This is a genomic window from Microbacterium maritypicum (assembly GCF_041529975.1).
Classification (GTDB): Bacteria; Actinomycetota; Actinomycetes; order Actinomycetales; family Microbacteriaceae; genus Microbacterium.
In genome coordinates this window covers 1,808,636-1,825,272 of the sequence record NZ_CP168030.1, presented here as the reverse complement: position 1 = coordinate 1,825,272, position 16,637 = coordinate 1,808,636, and the positions used below count along the sequence as shown (strand labels likewise).

Genomic DNA, 16,637 nt, shown 5'->3' with positions numbered 1-16,637 from the left:
AGAAAGCCCCCGCACGGTGGTCGATAGGACCGCCGGGCGGGGGCTTCGTGGGTGTCAGCGAATCCTAGGCTGACCAGCGTTTCTGTGGATCGTCAGCGTTGTTGGCACAGTGTCATCGATATGGCACGACTGCTCTTGCGAGGTTCACATCACACCGAGATTCTTGCGAACTGCGCCGAGATAAGTCGGGCCGATCTACGTCACGACGTACTCGCCCGCGGCGTCGAAGCGACTCCTCGCCTCGGTCTCCGCTCGATGCTATTGAAGCTCGACCCGCGCGAACGTTGCGCGGGAGCCCTTGGACACGAGCCCGTGATGCCGCTCGTCCAGCATCCGCGGATTCCGGCACTTCAGCGCCCTGGTCGCTCGTGGAGCTGCCGTCGATTCCGGCGCGCAGTCGACAGAGAAAGGCAGGTGCTCGACCGGCTGATCGCCCTGCACGAGCACATCACCGTCACCCAGGACACGATCTGGGACATCAGCTCGTCGCGATGCAGATCGCTCCCGCCATCGACGGAGATGCGTCGGCCATCGTTGGGCAGACGCCTCGATCAAGGCCCTGCTCGCGTACCACGCGGCGAACCAGAAGTAGGCAGCGCAGAACTCGCAGATGCCAGTGCGGGCGACGTGTGGGAGGTGTAGGTTGCGGAGATGGAGCCGATCCGCGTGGGCCTCGTGGCCGACCCGGCTTCGCCCACCGCCGTCGCGCGCCGGATGACCGACCTCACGCCACCGCTCGCGGCTGACGCCGACGGCTGGATCGTCGAACTCGTCAGCGAACCGTTCACCCTCGGCTCCGAAGACGTCGACGTCGCCCTGGAACGGCTCCGTGCGCACGCCGACCAGAACCGGTGGGATATCGTCATCGGCGTCACCGAGCTTCCGCTTCGCGATGATGACGGGCGCTATCTGCTGGCGGCGATCGATCCTCGACGCCTGTGCGCGGTGCTGTCGCTGCCCGCTCTGGGCGGCTTCCGGGTGCAGGCCCGCGCCCGACATGCGGTGCAAGGGCTCGTCAACGGGATGGCCGAACCCGCCTCATCCGAGGAGAAGCGGCTGCCTCTCCCCCGGCTCAGCGCCCGTGGGCGCGTGCTTCTGGGCATGGTGCTGGCCAACCGCCCGTGGCTGCTCGCCGCCGGGCTCAAGTCCGCCCTGGTCGCGGCCCTGGCGACCGGCGCGGTGGCGACGATCGAACCGACGGTGTGGTCGCTCGCCATCTCACTGTCGGGCTGGCGCCTGGCGGCGGCGACCTTGGCCTCCATCGCGATCATCATCGCCTGGATCGTGATCGACGGCAGGCTCTGGGACCGCCCCGACGATGACTCACCTCAAGCGCGGGAGAGATCCCGTCTCTACAACACCTCGACGCTGCTGACTCTGACCATCGGCATCATCATCTGTTATCTGGCGCTGTACCTCGTGAACCTGGCCTGGGCGCTGTTCGTGCTCGACACGACGGTGATGAGCGAAGCCCTCGGCCGAACAGTCAGCGTCGGCGATCTGTTCGTGCTCACCTGGTTCGTCGCATCGGCGGCGACTCTCGGCGGGGCCTTGGGCACAGGCCTGGAATCCGACGACGCGATCCGCGCCGCCACGTACTCGAAGCGCGAGGAGGAGCGGCGCGCCCGCCTGGCCGACGGGCGCGCCTGAGCTCATCTCGGACGGTATGCCGCGTCGACGATCCTGGCGCAGATCTGTCGCAGTTGGCTCAAGTCCCGCCTGAAGTCATGCCGTCGGGCATCGACGATGTTGCGTCGTAGAAGTTGGCACAGTCTTGAAGCCCAGCAGAGCAGGCGCCACGCAGTTGCCCGAGCTCTCGAGGGATCTGCTCTTCGATCTCGCACTACGCTCCTACGTCGGCACTTCCCGGGACGTTATCGCGCAAGCGAACATCATCACCTACCCAAACAATGCCTGGCCGCCCGCGTTTATCGCTGACGGCAACACCGGATCCTTCCCCGACCAGGCGCGTGACCTCTCAGTGAACCTCGATGCGGCGGGAGTGGACAACGAGCTGCTTATTCCGCCGGTCCGTGACGCCGTACTTGTTCACGGTTCCATGTCGGAGGTCTCGCCGTTGCGAGACCAATACAACGAGAGGAAGATCGCGTTCTTGGAGAAAAGCCTGACATACGAAGAGACCACACACTAGTTCGCTGAATCCGACGCGCGTCGATGTCGCTTAGCGAAGGCAATCCTTCGAATCGGTGTCGGCCGTCGGCGCAGTCCCAGAGGAAGACACCTTGGTGGCGTGCACGAGTAGTCGAGGCTGCTTCACGGGAACAAAACGCTTATCCTGGCGCCCGCTCCGTGCGCGACTCGGTCTCGGCACATGTCTGGCGGCGCCGGCTGTCACCAGTCGTGCACCGTTCCATCTGCAAGGCGACTGAATGGCAGATAGGCCTGCTCATATGGGTATCTTCCGGCCTCATCTACGTCGAGCTCTACGCCCAGCCCGGGTGTATCGCTGGGGTGAAGCAAGCCGTCACTCCATGTGAAGGACTGTTGGAACACCTGGTCAGTCTTCGCGCCGTGCTGCATGTACTCCTGGATACCGAAGTTATGAATGGCCATGCCTAGATGCATCTGGGCGGCCATACCTACCGGCGAGATGTCCGTCGGCCCGTGCATGCCCGACTTGATTTGATACATTGCCGCGTACTCGAGAGTTTTCTTCAGCGCAGTGATACCGCCCATGTGCGTCACGGACCCTCGGACATAGTCGATGAGCTGGTCGCGGACGAGATCCTTGAAGTCCCAAACGGTGTTGAAAACTTCACCGACAGCAAGGGGTGTGATGGTATGCCTCCGCACCAGGCGCAGCGCCTCTTGATTCTCTGATGGCGTGCAGTCCTCAAGCCAGAACAGATCGTACGGCTCGAGGTCTTTGCCTAGGCGCGCTGCCTGTATGGGCGTCATGCGGTGGTGCCCGTCGTGGAGAAGCGGGATCTCAGGTCCGAACTCGTTGCGCACCTCCTCGAAGACAGTCGGCACGTGCCGCAAGTAACTGCGGGTGTCCCAGTCTTCCTCGTTCGGCAGCGCGCCGCGCTGCGCGGGCTCATGGTCGTACCGGATGCCTCGATTGGCTTCGAATGTCGCGTTGCTTGCGATGCCGTAGATGGACTTCAGACCGGGAACGCCGCTCTGTACCCTGATCGCTCGGTAGCCCCGCTCCTGATGCGCACGAATGGAATCGAAGAGCTCTTGGGACGATTTCCCCGATGCGTGCCCGTAGGCGAGCAGGCCGGAGCGGGATGCACCTCCGAGTAGTTGATACACCGGCATTCCGGCCGCCTTGGCCTTGATGTCCCACAGCGCCATGTCGACCGCTGCGATAGCGGCCATGGTGACGGGACCACGACGCCAGTAGGCGCTGCGATAGAGGAACTGCCAGGCATCTTCGATCCGCGAAGCATCGCGTCCGACCAGGAGTTGAACGACATGATCGCGGAGATACGCCACGACGGCCTGCTCGCGTCCGTTCAGCGTCGCATCACCGAGGCCACTGAGACCTTCCCTAGTGGTGATCTTGAGTGTGACGAAGTTGCGGTCAGGGCTGGTGAGGATGACCTCGGCCTTATCGATAATCACGGCTAACTCCTTGATCAGATGGAAAGCGGGTGTGGGTGGAGAGGAGCTGCGCTACCTGCGCGCGAACGATGGCGACTGAGAGGTCGTCGCGCCCGAGGCGGTCGTCCAGGATCTTGAGAAGCTCGCAAACAGGGTCGCTGGTCTGGACGGCGCGGAGAACGTTGTCGTCGTTGTCTTCCCATCCAACGATTGCGCCTGCGATCCAGCCGGAAAGCGACAGAAGCAGCGCCTCCGGTACAACTCCCATGCCCCACTGACACTCAATGACGGGGAGGGTACGGATACGCAGCTTCATCACCGAACCCAGAGCGATCTGCTCCAGCCGGTGAGCGAGGTGTGGGTTTTCGAACCTCGCGAGCAAGTCGCGTCGATACTTCTCGAGATCGAGCTCAGGCTCCGGCAGCCAGGGCACAACGGCGTCCCAGTAATCTTCGACGGCGCGACGCGTCTCAGGGTCCGTGATTGCCTCTGCCACGGTCGAGAGGCCACGGTGACGCGCGGTCATCGCGAGCAAGGTGTGAGCACCATTCAGCAACCAGAGCTTGCGCCGCTCGAAGGGTGCGATGTCGTCAACAAAACGCGCTCCAGCGAGCTCCCATGGGGGTCGTCCCTCAGGGAACGTGCCGCTCAGAATCCATTCCGAAAATGCTTCGGTGACGACAACCGCTTGGTCAACGAAACCGGTGGCGGTCTGCAAGTCGCGTATGTCGCGTTCCGTCGTAGCGGGGGTGATGCGGTCAACAACAGTCGACACGAACGACACGCTCTCACGCACCCAATCGGCGAGGTCGTTGTCTACTTCGCGTGCCAGGTCTACGGCGGCTCGACCGACCATGGGACCGTTTTCTGGCATGTTGTCGCATGGGACGATGGCGATGGGTCTTCCTGTACTACGCCGACGCTCATTGAGGCCCCAAAGCAGTCGAACCAGCGCTGTCTGCAACTCCGGAACCACTTCGTCGGCGGAGGCCCGCTTCCAGCGCGTGAGGTCGCCTGCCAGGACCGGGTCGCGTGTCGAGATGCGTCCGTTCTCACCGAACCGGTACCCGGCTTCCGTGATGGTGAGGGTCACGAGTCGGACAGCGGGGTCAGCGATGCTCGTCGCGAGGCGGGCGACGTCGCTACCGTGATGCGCCTCGACCAGGTTTGTGACCAAAGTGCGGGTTTCGACCCCTGCGGCTCTTTGGACGACGGTGCACAACCCGTTCTGCGCAGCGATCATTCGTGCGGCCGCGGCGCCCCGCCCAGTGAAGGCGGCCACCCCCCATTCGTTCTCACCGTCCACAACGGCCGTGTACCAGAGCTGGTGCGCCCTATGGAAAGCCCCCAGGCCGATATGGACGATACGCACCGGTGGCCGGGGAACCGTCTCCGGAAGCGCTTCAGCGACCGTGGTCGCGTTCAGCGGTTGTGTCGGGCATTTCTCGTCGCGGTCCGGAAAACGGAGTGCAGTCACAGCTTGAATGCCCTCCGTGGAATCGCGTCGACGAGGTCGCCCATGATCACCTCTGCTTGCTCCAAGCTCAAGCGCTCATCCGCCACCATGCGCGCGAGAAACCCAGCATCGACTCGCCGAGCCATGTCGTGACGAGCGGGGATGGACATTAAGGCGCGGGTATCGTCGACAAAACCCGATCCGCGGTAAAAGCCCGCGGTCTCCACAGTCGCTGCCCGGAATCGCTGCGCACTCTCCGGAGCGTCCAAGAACCACCACGGTGCTCCGATAAAAACGCTCGGGTAGAACCCAGCGAGGGGAGCGATCTCCCTCGAGTAGGTCGTCTCGTCTACGGTGAAGAGAATCAGCTGGAAGCCTGGCTCACTCCCGAATTCGTTCAGCAGCGGCCTGAGTCCCTTCACGAACGATGTCGGAACGGGGATATCATGTCCACGGTCAGCGCCGTATTTCTGGAACGTCGGCGTGTGATGATTGCGCAGGACACCCGCGTGGATGGTCATCACAAGCCCGTCCTCGACGGACATACGAGCGCTCTCGAACAGCATATGGGCAAGGAACTGAGCGCGGTCCGCGTCGCTTGCGCTGCCGTTGCGAGCACGGTCGAACACCGCCGTGGCGTCGGCTCGACTCATCTCGAGCGTGTCGGCAGATACCACCCCGAAGTCGGCCGAGGTCGCACCCGCGTTCACGAATCGTCGCCTCTGCTGACGCAATGCCTCTAGATAGCCGTCGTACCCACCGTTGGCGGTCGTCGAAAGCAGTCTGGAGACGTTCTCTCGCCACGCAGGGTGCGCTGGATCGATGTAAGAGTCTGGGCGAAAGGATGGCCGGACTTGGGTGCTGAGCGAGGAATCGTTGGACAGCTGGACGTGCGGATCGAGTGAGTCAAGGGGATCATCGGTGGTAGCGAGCAATTCGATGCGGAAGGACTCCAGCAGTGCTCGTGGTCGCATTTCGGGTCGTCGCAGCGCGCTGTCGATCTCGTCGTACAGCTCGTCCGCGTTATTCTCCGTCAACGGGCGAGTGATTCCGAAGACGTCCGCAAGGGTGGAGCCCAGCCAGTACCCGGAGGCGGTTCCTGCGAACAGGTGCCACCGTTTACAGAAGGACCGCCATACAGCGCGTGTATCGACGTCTTGCCAGGGACGTTGCAGTCCGATGCTGTCCAGCGTCATCCCGTCAGCGTGCAACAAACGGGTCACGTAGTGATCGTCCCGGATAAACAACGCGACGGGGTCAGTGAAGGGGGCATCCTCGACAAACAACGACGGGTCAACGTGACCGTGCGGGGACAGGATCGGATGGGTCGCGACGAGGCCATAGAGGTGTAGCGCTGTTGCGCGCGTGGACGGGTCCGACGGGAGCAGTCGCGCGTAATTTCGTGCGGTCAGCACGCTAACTCCTTGTTGGTGTCGTTGAGCATTGCACGGTCGCCGGGGTCACTCGTTCCCCTCAGCTCGAGCTGTGGCCGCGGTCCATCGTGCGCGGAGAACGTGAGCCGCGTCCTTTGGGCGCCGGTCGCGTGTGAACACGCCCTTGCGGTTCCCATCGACGCGGGTGATTTCCGCCTTGGTCTGGAAGTCGGCGAAGTTCCACACCTGTTCGCCGATGACCGCGTCTACGCGGTCGAAGACGCGGTGATAGACGTCAAGGAGTCCGCGCTGGAACTCTTCGCTCCATGGCTGGTCAAGAATCGAGTGAAGGCCGGCAAGGGTGTCAGCGCCATACTCGGTGATGATGATGGGCTTGCCGAACTTTTCCTGCCACCCTCGTAGCTCGGTCTCGAGGTGCACCTCCGCAGCTCTGAGGTCCCCTGTGTCGGCGTACCAGCCGTAGTACCTGTTCAAGCTGAGTACGTCGACCAGGTCGGCCACAACGTCGCTACTGAAGGTGCCGCGATGTTCGTTGGCATAGGTGATAGGGCGGGTGGGGTCGAGCTCCCGCGTGAGCGCGGCAAGTGGAGCGAAGTAGTCTCGCGCTCCCTCTTCGACCGACTCTGGTTCGTTCGCGATAGACCACATGACTACCGAGGGGTGATTCTTATCCCGCGCGATCAACTCGCGAATTGCTTGAGCGTGTGCAGCCTGCGTTTCGGAGTTGAACATGGTCGGAGAGAAGGACTTCTCGAGCGCATTCCCATGCACTCCTCCGCCGATAGCGAGGTTTAGTCCGACCGCGGCTGTCTCGTCGATGACAACGACACCATGGCGGTCCGCGTAGTCGAGGAATTCCTCTGCATAGGGATAGTGAGACGTGCGGAACGAGTTCGCGCCCGCCCATTTCATCAGCGCGAAGTCGTGGACGAGGAGTGCCGGATCGAAGCCGCGACCTCGGATCGCACTGTCTTCGTGTTTCCCGAACCCGCGGAAGTAGAAGGGCTCTCCGTTGATGAGAAATTTGTCGCCCTCTACTTTGACGGAGCGGATTCCGACCTTCACGTTGTACTCGTCGACGATTGTGTCGGCGGCCCGGAGCTGGACGATGAGCGTGTACAGATATCCAGCACCTGGCCGCCACAGTTCAGCGTCAGGGACGCGGAGGACACCGGAACCGCCGTCGGACTGAGCGACGACGTGGCCCGACGCATCCTGCAGCTGGACATGAACGAGGGCGGGGCCGTGGCTCAGAACTTCATAGTCGACGACCCCGGTCCCCTCATCCACTCCGGCACGAACGGTGACATCGTCGATGTGCTGGGTCGGGGTCGAATAGAGGTGCACGGAGCGCGCGAGACCGGCGTAGTTGTAGAAGTCGTGCCTGTAGCTCTGCTTGCGGCGCCCGAGCGAATCAACGTACACAGCCCCCGGTGGGATCGTCACATTGGTCAGCTCGTTGTTGACCCCGATGGTGAGTCTGAACTCCTCCCCCGGCGCCACGAGTTGCGTGATGTCGGCTTCGAAAGGCGTGTATCCCCCGATGTGCCGTGCGACGGGATTCTCGTTGACATACACCGCGCCTTCGTGGGTGGCTGCATCTACCCGGATCACGACTCGTTGCCCCTTCCAGCCCCGGGGTACGCGGACGGTGCGCTGATACCAGACCCATCCGACATGGTCATGGATGGCCTGATCAGCGAATATGTCGTTGTAGCTCGCCGGCACCGGCGCTTCGAGCGCCGTCTGGAGCGGACCAGCCCATGGTTCCGCCAAGCCAGAGGTATCCAACGCGAAGAACCAGAGTCCGTCAAGCGAGATGAGTTCGCGGGTGACGGTGTTGAGAGGCTTGAGCATGAGAGAACGTCCTTGAGTTGTCGTGCAGGGACAGCATTCGTTTTTAGCTTTCGGCCGCGCGGAATTCCCGAACGCTGCCGACCCCCTCGCGCGGCACCTCGTCTCCCGCCGGCATTCGCGATGCGGGTCTCCAGTAGTGCGCCGGAGACGCGTACTCATTGAATCCGTTCGGCAAATAGGTGTCAAAATTTGCCATTTATTGCCAGCAGGTGTCTGCCAGTCATAGACTCGGAGCGGCCTGGAGACGCCAGCCAGCGATTGAGAGGTTGCTCCGTGGCCAAAGTAACGTTGCGCGACGTGGCGGATCACGCCGGTGTAGCAACCTCTACCGTCTCGCGCGCGCTGACGATGCCTGACCGAATCGCCGCCGAGACTCGGGCGCGGGTGATGCGCTCCGCTGATGAACTCGGCTACGTGCCACTTTCCCGAAGCGGCAGGAGCCGTAGGGGAGTCGTGGCGCTTCTCGTACCGGACGTGACAAATCCGTTCTACTTCGACATCATCCGCGGCACGCAGACGCAGTTGCAGGCTGCGGGATACCTGCAGTTGCTCGTCGACACCGGGGAGTCGCCCCACGTCGAGAGCGACAATATCGAACGTCTTCTGCCGATGGTGGACGGGATCATCCTCACCGCGACACGCCTCGACACCGACACTCTTCTCGGATTCGCGGAACGCATCCCGATTGTTGCCGTCAACCGCGGCTCCGATGATGTTCCCGGTGCTCTCCTTGATACGCGAGTGGGGCTGAAGCAAGCACTGGATCATCTCCGAAGCCTCAACCACACGCAGATCGCGTTCGCCGCTGGACCTATCGCGTCGTGGCAGAATGCCTGGCGCGGGCGAGAACTCGAGGCGTTGGCGAAGGAACGTGACATGAGACTGCGTGTCTTGGGACCCTATCCGCCCCAGCTGAGCTCCGGTGCCGTGGCCGCCGACGCGCTCCTCGTGACGGAGGCCACCGCGTGTATCGCCTTCAACGATCTGTTGGCGATTGGGATGTTGCAGCGGCTCGAACAGCGAGGCGTGTCCGTCCCGTCTCAGATGAGTGTCATAGGATGCGACGACATCTTCGGCGCGTCCTTCTGCTCGCCGCCGCTCACCACAATTTCGGGGAACGCCGAACAAGCCGGTCGTATAGCCACGGGCAAGCTGGTGAGTCGACTCAACGGGAACGCCCCGAACGGAGGACCTCGGGTAACCGCCCTCTCCACGCATCTTCTTGTTCGTGATTCCAGTGGTCCGGCACTGCTTCGCGGAGGCGCATCGGGGTCGTAGCCGACTCAGCGAAGCCACTGCACATCTCCCACCTCATACATTGGGCTGCGTTGAGAAGGGTGTGATCGGGTCGTGTTTAGGTCGGCATCGAGCCGCTCCGCGCTTCATTCGCGACCGAGGGACTGCGTTAGGTGTGTCGGGCGAGGTCCCTTGCTGCGACGTAGCCGAACACGATGCCCTGGCCGATGGTCGCACCCGCGCCCGGGTATCGACGGCCGAAGGCGTTCGCTGCTGTATTCCCGATGGCGTACAACCCTTCAATCTCGGATCCGTCGTCGCGAAGCACGCGAGCACGTTCGTCGACCGTGAGCCCGCCGCACGTCCCGAGATCCGACAGGACGACGCGAACGGCGTACAGAGTTCCGCTCAGGGGACGGAGGTTGGGGTTCGGCTGCACGGTAGGGTCACCGTAGTAACGGTCGTAGGCGCTTTGCCCTCGGTGGAAGTCGTAATCGTTACCCGACGCGGCGAGCAGGTTGAAGCGCTCGATAGTGCTCGTGAACCTCGCGTCGGAGACGTCCATTTTGGCTGCCAGATCGGTGGCTGTCTGAGCGGTAACCGCGACACCCTGCTCGTACCAGGCCCGGGGAAGCGGCATCCTCGGGAACACTGACCCCGCGAGCAAGTAATTGTTCTTGTACTGCTGATCGAACACGAGCCACATCGATTGGACGGGGTTCCCGCCCCGTTCCCTGTCGAGAACTCGCTGCCCGAAAGTCATGTAGTCCGTCGCCTCATTGATGAACCGGGAGCCCGTCTCATCGACGATGAGAGAACCGGGCAAGGATCGCTCCGCGAGGAGGACGCCAGGCTGACCGTCGGCGAGCGGCGCGACAGCGGGGAACCACCAGGCTTCGCCCATGAGGTCTGTGCCTGCCCCTAGAGCGGTGGCCGCAACGATGACGTCTCCGGTGTTACCTTCTGCTCCAAGGCTCGCGTGCGGGATGAGTGCCGCGGATTGATAATCGTGGCGCATGCGAGTGTTGTGGTCGAACCCTCCGCTCGCCAGAACGACTCCCCGTCGCGTGTGAATGGTAGCCGTCGTGCCATCCTGGTCGATGACCGCGCCGGTAACCCGACGGCCGTCGTAGACAAGCTCGACAAGCGCGGTTCGAGTCCATACGGGAACACGTGCCTTTACGAGGCCCGCGAACATTCCGGCGGCCAGCGCCTGTCCACCCGCAACGTATGTGCGCCCGAACGCAGCGCCGGCGATCCCTTGCACCGCTCTGCGAACGACTTTCGGCAATGACCGCAGGGGTGTTCTCGTCATGAGATTCAGCCACTTGTAGTCAGCCCCCGTCACGGGCATCGGAATGGGGGCCTCGAGCACGCCAGGACGCAGTCTGCCTTTCTCACCACCCAGTCGAGATGTGTTGAATGGCCGACTCTCGCAGGTGCGACCAATCGCAGACCCGCCGGGGTTCTCGGGGTGGTAATCGGAGTAGCCCCGCGCCCAGAAGAAGCCCAGTGGTGTGGTGCGCGCGAGCATGGCGACGGCGTCCCGTCCGTGCTCGAGGAACGCCTCCCACCGTCTCCTCCGCGACTCGTCGTCCACCACAGCCTCGAGATATCGGTGGGCGGACGCCTCGGTCTCCGGAGCGCGCCCCTGGCGAAGCGTGTCGTTCCCCGGGACCCAGAACGCACCCCCCGAACGGGCTGTGGATCCTCCGACAAAGGGCGTCTTCTCGATGACGAGGCATTCCAGGCCGAGCTCGTGCCCGGCGAGTGCGGCCGCCATCCCGGTTCCGGACCCTACGACGAGAACATCAACGGTGATGTCGTGGGCGCTCGGGCCGCCGGTGTCGAGTGTGTTCATCATGCCTCCGTGCATCGTTGCTCAGTGGTGCCGGCGGGAGGAACGGGTCCCGCTGCCCGTGGCTCAGAGTGCGGCTGATTCCGCCGGATCCGCCGTAGCCTCGACGGCTCGCGCCACGATTCGTCCCACCCGTCGTCCCGAGAAGAAGCAATCAGCGATAGACAAGCCACTGATGTAGCCGACAGAACACACACCGACTGCGCTTCTCCCCGCGGCGAACAGACCCGGAATGACCTGTCCAGCTTCGGTGAGCACACCGCCCGACTGCTCGTCCACTTTGAGACCACCCAAAGTGAGCCCCGGAGCAGGGTAGAACGGCGAGTTCTTGACTGAGAGGTCAACGGCGAAGAACGGTCCCGACATCACGGTGGAGGAGAGTTCCGGTGCCTTCCCCGCGGGATCTCCCGCACCCGACAGAATTCCGGAGTTGTATGCGGTGATCGTCGCGGCGGTGGCGTTCACGGGAAGGTCGAGCTTGCGGGCAAGGGCGCTGAGATCACGCCCCTTCCGATGACCAATCGTGTAGAGGTAGAGCAGCTGCAGAAGCTGGAAGCTGTTGGTCTGCGTGCGGATCTGCCTGCGTGCTTTGCGCCACTGCTTCGAATCGAGGATCAGGTATCCCCGCGCATCATGTTCGCGCACCATGTGGTCAGCAAACGTCGCGCCGTAGAGGTCTTCGTTCGCGATTCGCTGACCCGCCCCGTCGACGACCACGCCCTCAGCCATGGCGCTCGGGGGGTTGATGAAGCGCCACGCGGTCATGCGGTCCATGTGGTCCGTCGCACCGCCCGCGGACAGTCCGAGGGAGATCGCTCCGCCGTCGTCTGCCGCTGTCCCGAGCGGTGAGATGTCTCGGTACGGTCCCGACCATTTCTTCATCCACTCAGGGTTATGCACAAAGCCACCCCCGGAGAGAAGCACAGCACGACCGCGTGCCTCTCCTGGCCGAGCCGCACTCTCCCAATCTCGCTGCAGAGTCGCGGCGACGCGCTCCCCGATTGCCGGCGCCCAGTTTCCCGCCTTTGCAGCGAGGACGCTACGGCGGGCGTAGCTGGCAGGCAGGTTGCGCTCATCCGCTGACCGGTAGCGAACTCCCACAACCGTGCCGTCCTCGATGATGAGTTCGTCGACCGTGGTGTGCGGCAGGAAAACGACGCCCTTCTTCAGCGCGCTCGCCTTCAGTCGCGAGTACAGAACTTTGCCGGAGCCGAGCCCCTTCGCGATCTGCCTGTGCCCACGCGGAGCAGGCCGCGCATGCCCCTTATAGGGGTGTGCTTTTTCGTTGCCTGAGTAGTACAGATAGTGGCGGTCCGTCGGATACGACGTCTTGAACGGGGCGAGCGAAGCCTGGAATGACGCTCCCTGTCGCTCTAGCCATGAGATGGTCTCGGCGCTCTCATCGCAGAACCGACGAAGAGTGTCATCGCTCACTGCACCACGGACTTCCTGCGTCAGGTACCGGAACATATTGTCCGGGTCATCGTCGACCCCCGCGGCCCTCTGGTAGCGGGTTCCGCCGCCGGCGTAGACGATGCCGCCTGACAGCGCCGTCGCTCCCCCACCGAATCCGCGGTCGATGGCAAGCACCGTCGCTCCCGCATCCGCCGCTTCGATGGCCGCTGCAACTCCTGCGGCGCCAAAGCCCACGACGATGAGGTCGAATGTTCCGGATGTCATACTGATTTCCTTCCGCCCGCGGCCCGACTACTAGCGCCGCGCAGTCGACGAGCATGATCCCTCAACGAATGCGTGATCTACTCATTCGAGACGCACTGCAACGCTAACCAAACTATTTTACGCTGGCAAGTACTTGCTTAGGAGGTGACGATGCCACGACGAGTAGACCATGATGCCGACCCCGCGCAGCTGGCGTTCAGCCCGACCCTCCGCTCATCGACGATGACGTCGTTGATGACGCTCGTCCAGGTCTGGACCTCTGAGGATTTTCAAGCATCTATGGCGGTACGAGCCGGCGTACGCATCCAATCCAGGGATATCCCCGCGTTGTTACTACTGGGGCTGAATGGTCCGATGAGGCCCAGCGAGCTCGCCCTCGCGCTTCGCGTGTCCGGCGGCACTGTAAGCAAGGTCGCGGATCGACTTGTTCTCGGTGGGTTCGCGGCACGGGTCGCGGTGGCCACCGATGCTCGCGCGTCACGCATCGCCCTGACTCGGGACGGAGTCGCGGCGGCGACCGCGCTCTTCGACGAGGGCGAACGGATCCTCGCGGGCCTCTTCGACGACTGGAAGCCTGAGGAGCTTCACTCCTTCTCCACGATGCTGGGCCGCGTCGTTGATCGCGTGTCCGCTGGACCGCCCGAGTAGCGCTTTCGCAGCGCAGCTCGGCCCGTGAAGAGCGGTGCGGAAACGAGGAGAGATGTCAGCTCACCTCAACAGCCGTAGGGATTCGTGCAGCCGGTCCGCGACGAACCGTTGATCCGCGTCGACGGTCGGGCCGCTATAGCCGCGCGGAACAGCTTCAGCGAGCATCAGCATGCAGAGATACGCCGTGTAGAGCGCCAGCCGGGTCCTCTGCTGTTCATTGAAATCCCACCGGGTCCCACCCGCTCGGGCATATCCCGCGTTGAAGTCCGAGTCGTCGGCAGGGTTCCGGAAGAGGGACGTTGACACGAAGTCGGCGAGGGGATCGCCCCAGAACATCCGCTCGCCGTCGATGATGCCACTCAGCCTCGCGGTGTGACCGTCCGCACATGCGAAGACGTTGCCGTCCCAGAGGTCGAAATGAACCAGAGCGGGCTCGTCCACCTCGTTGAGTAGTCCGAGATGACCTCGGATCACCGCGCGAAGATCGGCGGTCGGAATATCGGTGCGAACACGATAGTGGTCGATATCCCAAACCGCAGCGTCCCACATGCGCTGGAACGCCTCGCCCCACGAGCTCCCGCTCAGCGCCAGCCCATCCGTCGGCCGTTCGTATCCGAAGCTCGACCCCTTCACCGCGTGGAGCTGGGCGGCCGCCTCCCCGAGCTGTGACCTCACGGCGACTCGCCCAGCGGGCGTCAGCGAGTCAGAGACCCGATTGAGTGGCCCGCCGTCAAGGAAGGAGAGGATGACGATATCCCGGTCGGCCACCTGGCGACTGAAATCACTGGCGAGCACCGCGGGCACCGGGGCCCTCCCGCGGGCGTGCCCGTAGAAGGACACCTCAGAGCGCATCAGACCATGCTCGTAACGAAGGCGAGGGGCATCGTCCGGTGGGGCGACCTTCAGAACGACCTGAGACCCGTCCGACAGGCTGAGACGATAGGCCGCGTTGTACATCCCGTCGGTGAGATCGGCCATGTCGTTTACCAGCAGACCAAGATGTCGCTCCACGAGCGAGCCGATCACGGGTCGGGCCAGAGGAATTTTCGAGTCACTGTTCACGGGCGCGGATTCTTTCCTGTGTCAGGGCGCGAGCCCGCTCCGGTAGGCGATAGCTACCAGCTGCCCCCGGTCACGGGCTTCGAGTTTCGCCATGGCGCGGTTGAGATGCGTCTTCACCGTGAACGGAGAGATCGACTGCGCTGCCGCGATCTCAGCGTTGTCGGCGCCTGTCGCGGCGGCGATGACAAAGTCTCGCTCGCGAGGGGTCAGCGAGGCAACGCGCGCGCTGAGTTCCGCGTCCGGCTTCCGAGGTTCGCCTTCGGACGCAAGATGGGCGGTGACAGCACGGGAAGCTCGAGGGGACAAGCTCGACTCGCCGGCAGCTGTACGTTCCACGGCGTCGATGAGTTCATCCGGCTCGGCGGACTTGCTGATGAACCCGTCCGCACCGGCTCGCAACGCGGCGAGTACGTCCGCGTCGCCGTCAAAGGTCGTGAGCACCAGAACGCGCGTCGATGCCAGGGAAGAATCGGCCCGAATCCGTCTCGTCGCTTCGACCCCGTTGATCCCTGGCATGCGCAGGTCCATGAGCACGACGTCGGGGAGGACCTCGCGGACAAGTCCGACGCCGATTCCTCCATCCTGCGCTTCCCCCAGAACAGTGATGTCCGCGGACTCGAGCACCCCGCGGATGCCAGCGCGGACGATCCCCTGATCATCGATGAGCACGACGGTCGTCATCAATACTCGCCTTCGTGTGAGTGGAGGTGCATCGGCAGTTGCGCCGTCACTTCGAATCGACCGCCCTTGTGTACAGCTTCGAGGGTCCCGTGCACACTGGCCGCACGTTCCGTCATCCCGACGATTCCGAAACCCGAGCCTTGGGCCCCTCCATGTGCCACCGCGTTGTTCACGTCGATGTGCACCATGTTCCCCTTTGCCCGAACGCTTACGACGACATCACCGGCGCCGTGCTTCAGCGCGTTGGTGAAAGACTCCTGCAGAATCCGATACACGGCGACTCCGACAGAGCGGTCCAAGCTTGGCAGCGGATCGAGGGTCTGCTGCACGTGTAGTCCGGCCCGGCGCGCTGTCGCGACGAGAGAATCGAGTGCCGCGGGACCAGGAACTTCCTCAGTCTCGCTCGATCCGAGGGGGTCGCGAAGAAGAGTCAGGATCTCCTGGAGCTCGTCCACCACTTCCCGACTGGACGCGCGGATCTGTCGGAGGGAGGCTGTGACGCGTTCGGGGTCTTTCTCGAGGTGTCGCTCCGCGGATCCCGCGTGGAGCGATATGACCGACACTGAATGGGCGACGGAATCGTGCAGGTCTCGGGCGATTCGCAGTCGTTCTTCCCCGACGTGGCGCGCCACCTCGCTCTCGCGGAAGGCGACCGCTGACTGTGCTTGCGCTTCCAAGGCCCGGACGTAGTCATCGTTGGACCGCAAGGCCATCCCGAAGGCGACAACCGCAGCGGTCCACACGGGAAGGATCAGCGCGACTGGCTCCCACGGGCGCTCATCAAAAACGACAATCGCTCCGGCGTACAGCACGAGGGCATGCACCGCGGCGAGAACGAGGGTCCATGTCTTTGGGGCGCGGATAGCGAGGGTGAAGAGGACAACCTCGGCAAGGACCCAGGTCGGGAAGGCGATGTTCGGCGTGAACAGCACCACCCCGCTCGCAACCACCGCGCCCATTGCTGCCCACACGGGCACACGCCGCCGACCGATCACGGCCGCCGCGGCCACGACCAAGCCCGGAGACGTCCACCATGTGCGATCCGCGATGATCGTGACCGCGGCCACGATGAACGCGACGAGGGCGACGACGTCCAGCAGCCATTCCCAACGGTGCAGGCTCACTGTCCGCCGCCTCCTCGTCATCATCATCATGCGGATGATTCTCTCACCCGCGGTTTCGGACTATCGCTGAT

13 protein-coding genes are annotated in these 16,637 nt (G+C 63.4%); 4 read left to right on the top strand and 9 right to left on the bottom strand.

The window, feature by feature from the left end:
• Positions 1 to 651 precede the first annotated feature (651 nt).
• Both ACCO44_RS08925 and ACCO44_RS08920 read left to right on the top strand, forming a co-directional pair.
• Positions 652 to 1,650 carry a hypothetical protein gene (locus ACCO44_RS08925; protein WP_372469302.1) on the top strand — a complete coding sequence of 333 codons (999 nt, stop codon included), beginning with the start codon at positions 652 to 654 and terminating at the stop codon, positions 1,648 to 1,650.
• A gap of 154 nt (positions 1,651 to 1,804) precedes the next feature.
• Positions 1,805 to 2,152, top strand: a complete 348-nt coding sequence (locus ACCO44_RS08920) for a hypothetical protein (RefSeq protein WP_372469301.1) — start codon at positions 1,805 to 1,807, stop codon at positions 2,150 to 2,152.
• A gap of 200 nt (positions 2,153 to 2,352) precedes the next feature.
• Here ACCO44_RS08920 and manD read toward each other — a convergent pair whose 3' ends face one another.
• The 4 genes from manD to uidA are packed head-to-tail and all read right to left on the bottom strand — an operon-like array spanning position 2,353 to position 8,277.
• Positions 2,353 to 3,591 (bottom strand): D-mannonate dehydratase ManD, encoded by a 1,239-nt coding sequence (manD, locus tag ACCO44_RS08915; RefSeq protein ID WP_372469300.1) that lies wholly within the window; start codon positions 3,589 to 3,591, stop codon positions 2,353 to 2,355.
• Positions 3,578 to 5,047, bottom strand: a complete 1,470-nt coding sequence (locus ACCO44_RS08910; RefSeq protein ID WP_372469299.1) for a mannitol dehydrogenase family protein — start codon at positions 5,045 to 5,047, stop codon at positions 3,578 to 3,580. Before ACCO44_RS08910 ends, manD begins: the two co-directional genes overlap by 14 nt.
• A complete protein-coding gene (gene uxaC / locus ACCO44_RS08905; protein ID WP_372469298.1) occupies positions 5,044 to 6,441 on the bottom strand; it encodes a glucuronate isomerase in 1,398 nt (465 codons plus the stop codon). Before uxaC ends, ACCO44_RS08910 begins: the two co-directional genes overlap by 4 nt.
• Positions 6,442 to 6,486: 45 nt before the next feature.
• Complete coding sequence (gene uidA, locus ACCO44_RS08900; protein ID WP_372469297.1) at positions 6,487 to 8,277, bottom strand: beta-glucuronidase; 1,791 nt, start codon at positions 8,275 to 8,277, stop codon at positions 6,487 to 6,489.
• A 273-nt stretch (positions 8,278 to 8,550) separates the two neighbouring features.
• On the opposite strand from uidA, the gene ACCO44_RS08895 reads away from it, so the two are divergent.
• Positions 8,551 to 9,555, top strand: a complete 1,005-nt coding sequence (locus ACCO44_RS08895) for a LacI family DNA-binding transcriptional regulator (RefSeq protein WP_372469296.1) — start codon at positions 8,551 to 8,553, stop codon at positions 9,553 to 9,555.
• 127 nt (positions 9,556 to 9,682) lie between these two features.
• Here the strand turns inward: ACCO44_RS08895 and ACCO44_RS08890 are convergent, their stop codons facing one another.
• Entirely contained in the window at positions 9,683 to 11,377 is a 1,695-nt protein-coding gene (locus ACCO44_RS08890; protein ID WP_372469295.1) for a 3-ketosteroid-delta-1-dehydrogenase, read from the bottom strand.
• Positions 11,378 to 11,437: 60 nt separating this feature from the next.
• Positions 11,438 to 13,051, bottom strand: coding sequence for an FAD-binding protein (locus ACCO44_RS08885; RefSeq protein ID WP_372469293.1), 1,614 nt, complete (start codon positions 13,049 to 13,051; stop codon positions 11,438 to 11,440).
• A 234-nt stretch (positions 13,052 to 13,285) separates the two neighbouring features.
• Here ACCO44_RS08885 and ACCO44_RS08880 point away from each other — a divergent pair, with 234 nt between their 5' ends.
• The gene (locus tag ACCO44_RS08880; RefSeq protein ID WP_372469291.1) at positions 13,286 to 13,699 is read left to right on the top strand and encodes a MarR family winged helix-turn-helix transcriptional regulator; all 414 of its coding nucleotides are present in this window, start codon (positions 13,286 to 13,288) and stop codon (positions 13,697 to 13,699) included.
• 60 nt (positions 13,700 to 13,759) lie between these two features.
• On the opposite strand, the gene ACCO44_RS08875 is transcribed toward ACCO44_RS08880, so the two are convergent.
• From ACCO44_RS08875 to ACCO44_RS08865, 3 genes are read right to left on the bottom strand one after another with little or no spacing between them, the layout of a single operon-like run.
• Positions 13,760 to 14,761 (bottom strand): phosphotransferase family protein, encoded by a 1,002-nt coding sequence (locus ACCO44_RS08875; protein WP_372469290.1) that lies wholly within the window; start codon positions 14,759 to 14,761, stop codon positions 13,760 to 13,762.
• A gap of 21 nt (positions 14,762 to 14,782) precedes the next feature.
• Complete coding sequence (locus ACCO44_RS08870; RefSeq protein ID WP_372469288.1) at positions 14,783 to 15,442, bottom strand: response regulator; 660 nt, start codon at positions 15,440 to 15,442, stop codon at positions 14,783 to 14,785.
• Entirely contained in the window at positions 15,442 to 16,596 is a 1,155-nt protein-coding gene (locus ACCO44_RS08865; protein WP_372469286.1) for a sensor histidine kinase, read from the bottom strand. The genes ACCO44_RS08870 and ACCO44_RS08865 overlap by 1 nt, the downstream gene beginning before the upstream one ends.
• Positions 16,597 to 16,637 lie beyond the last annotated feature (41 nt).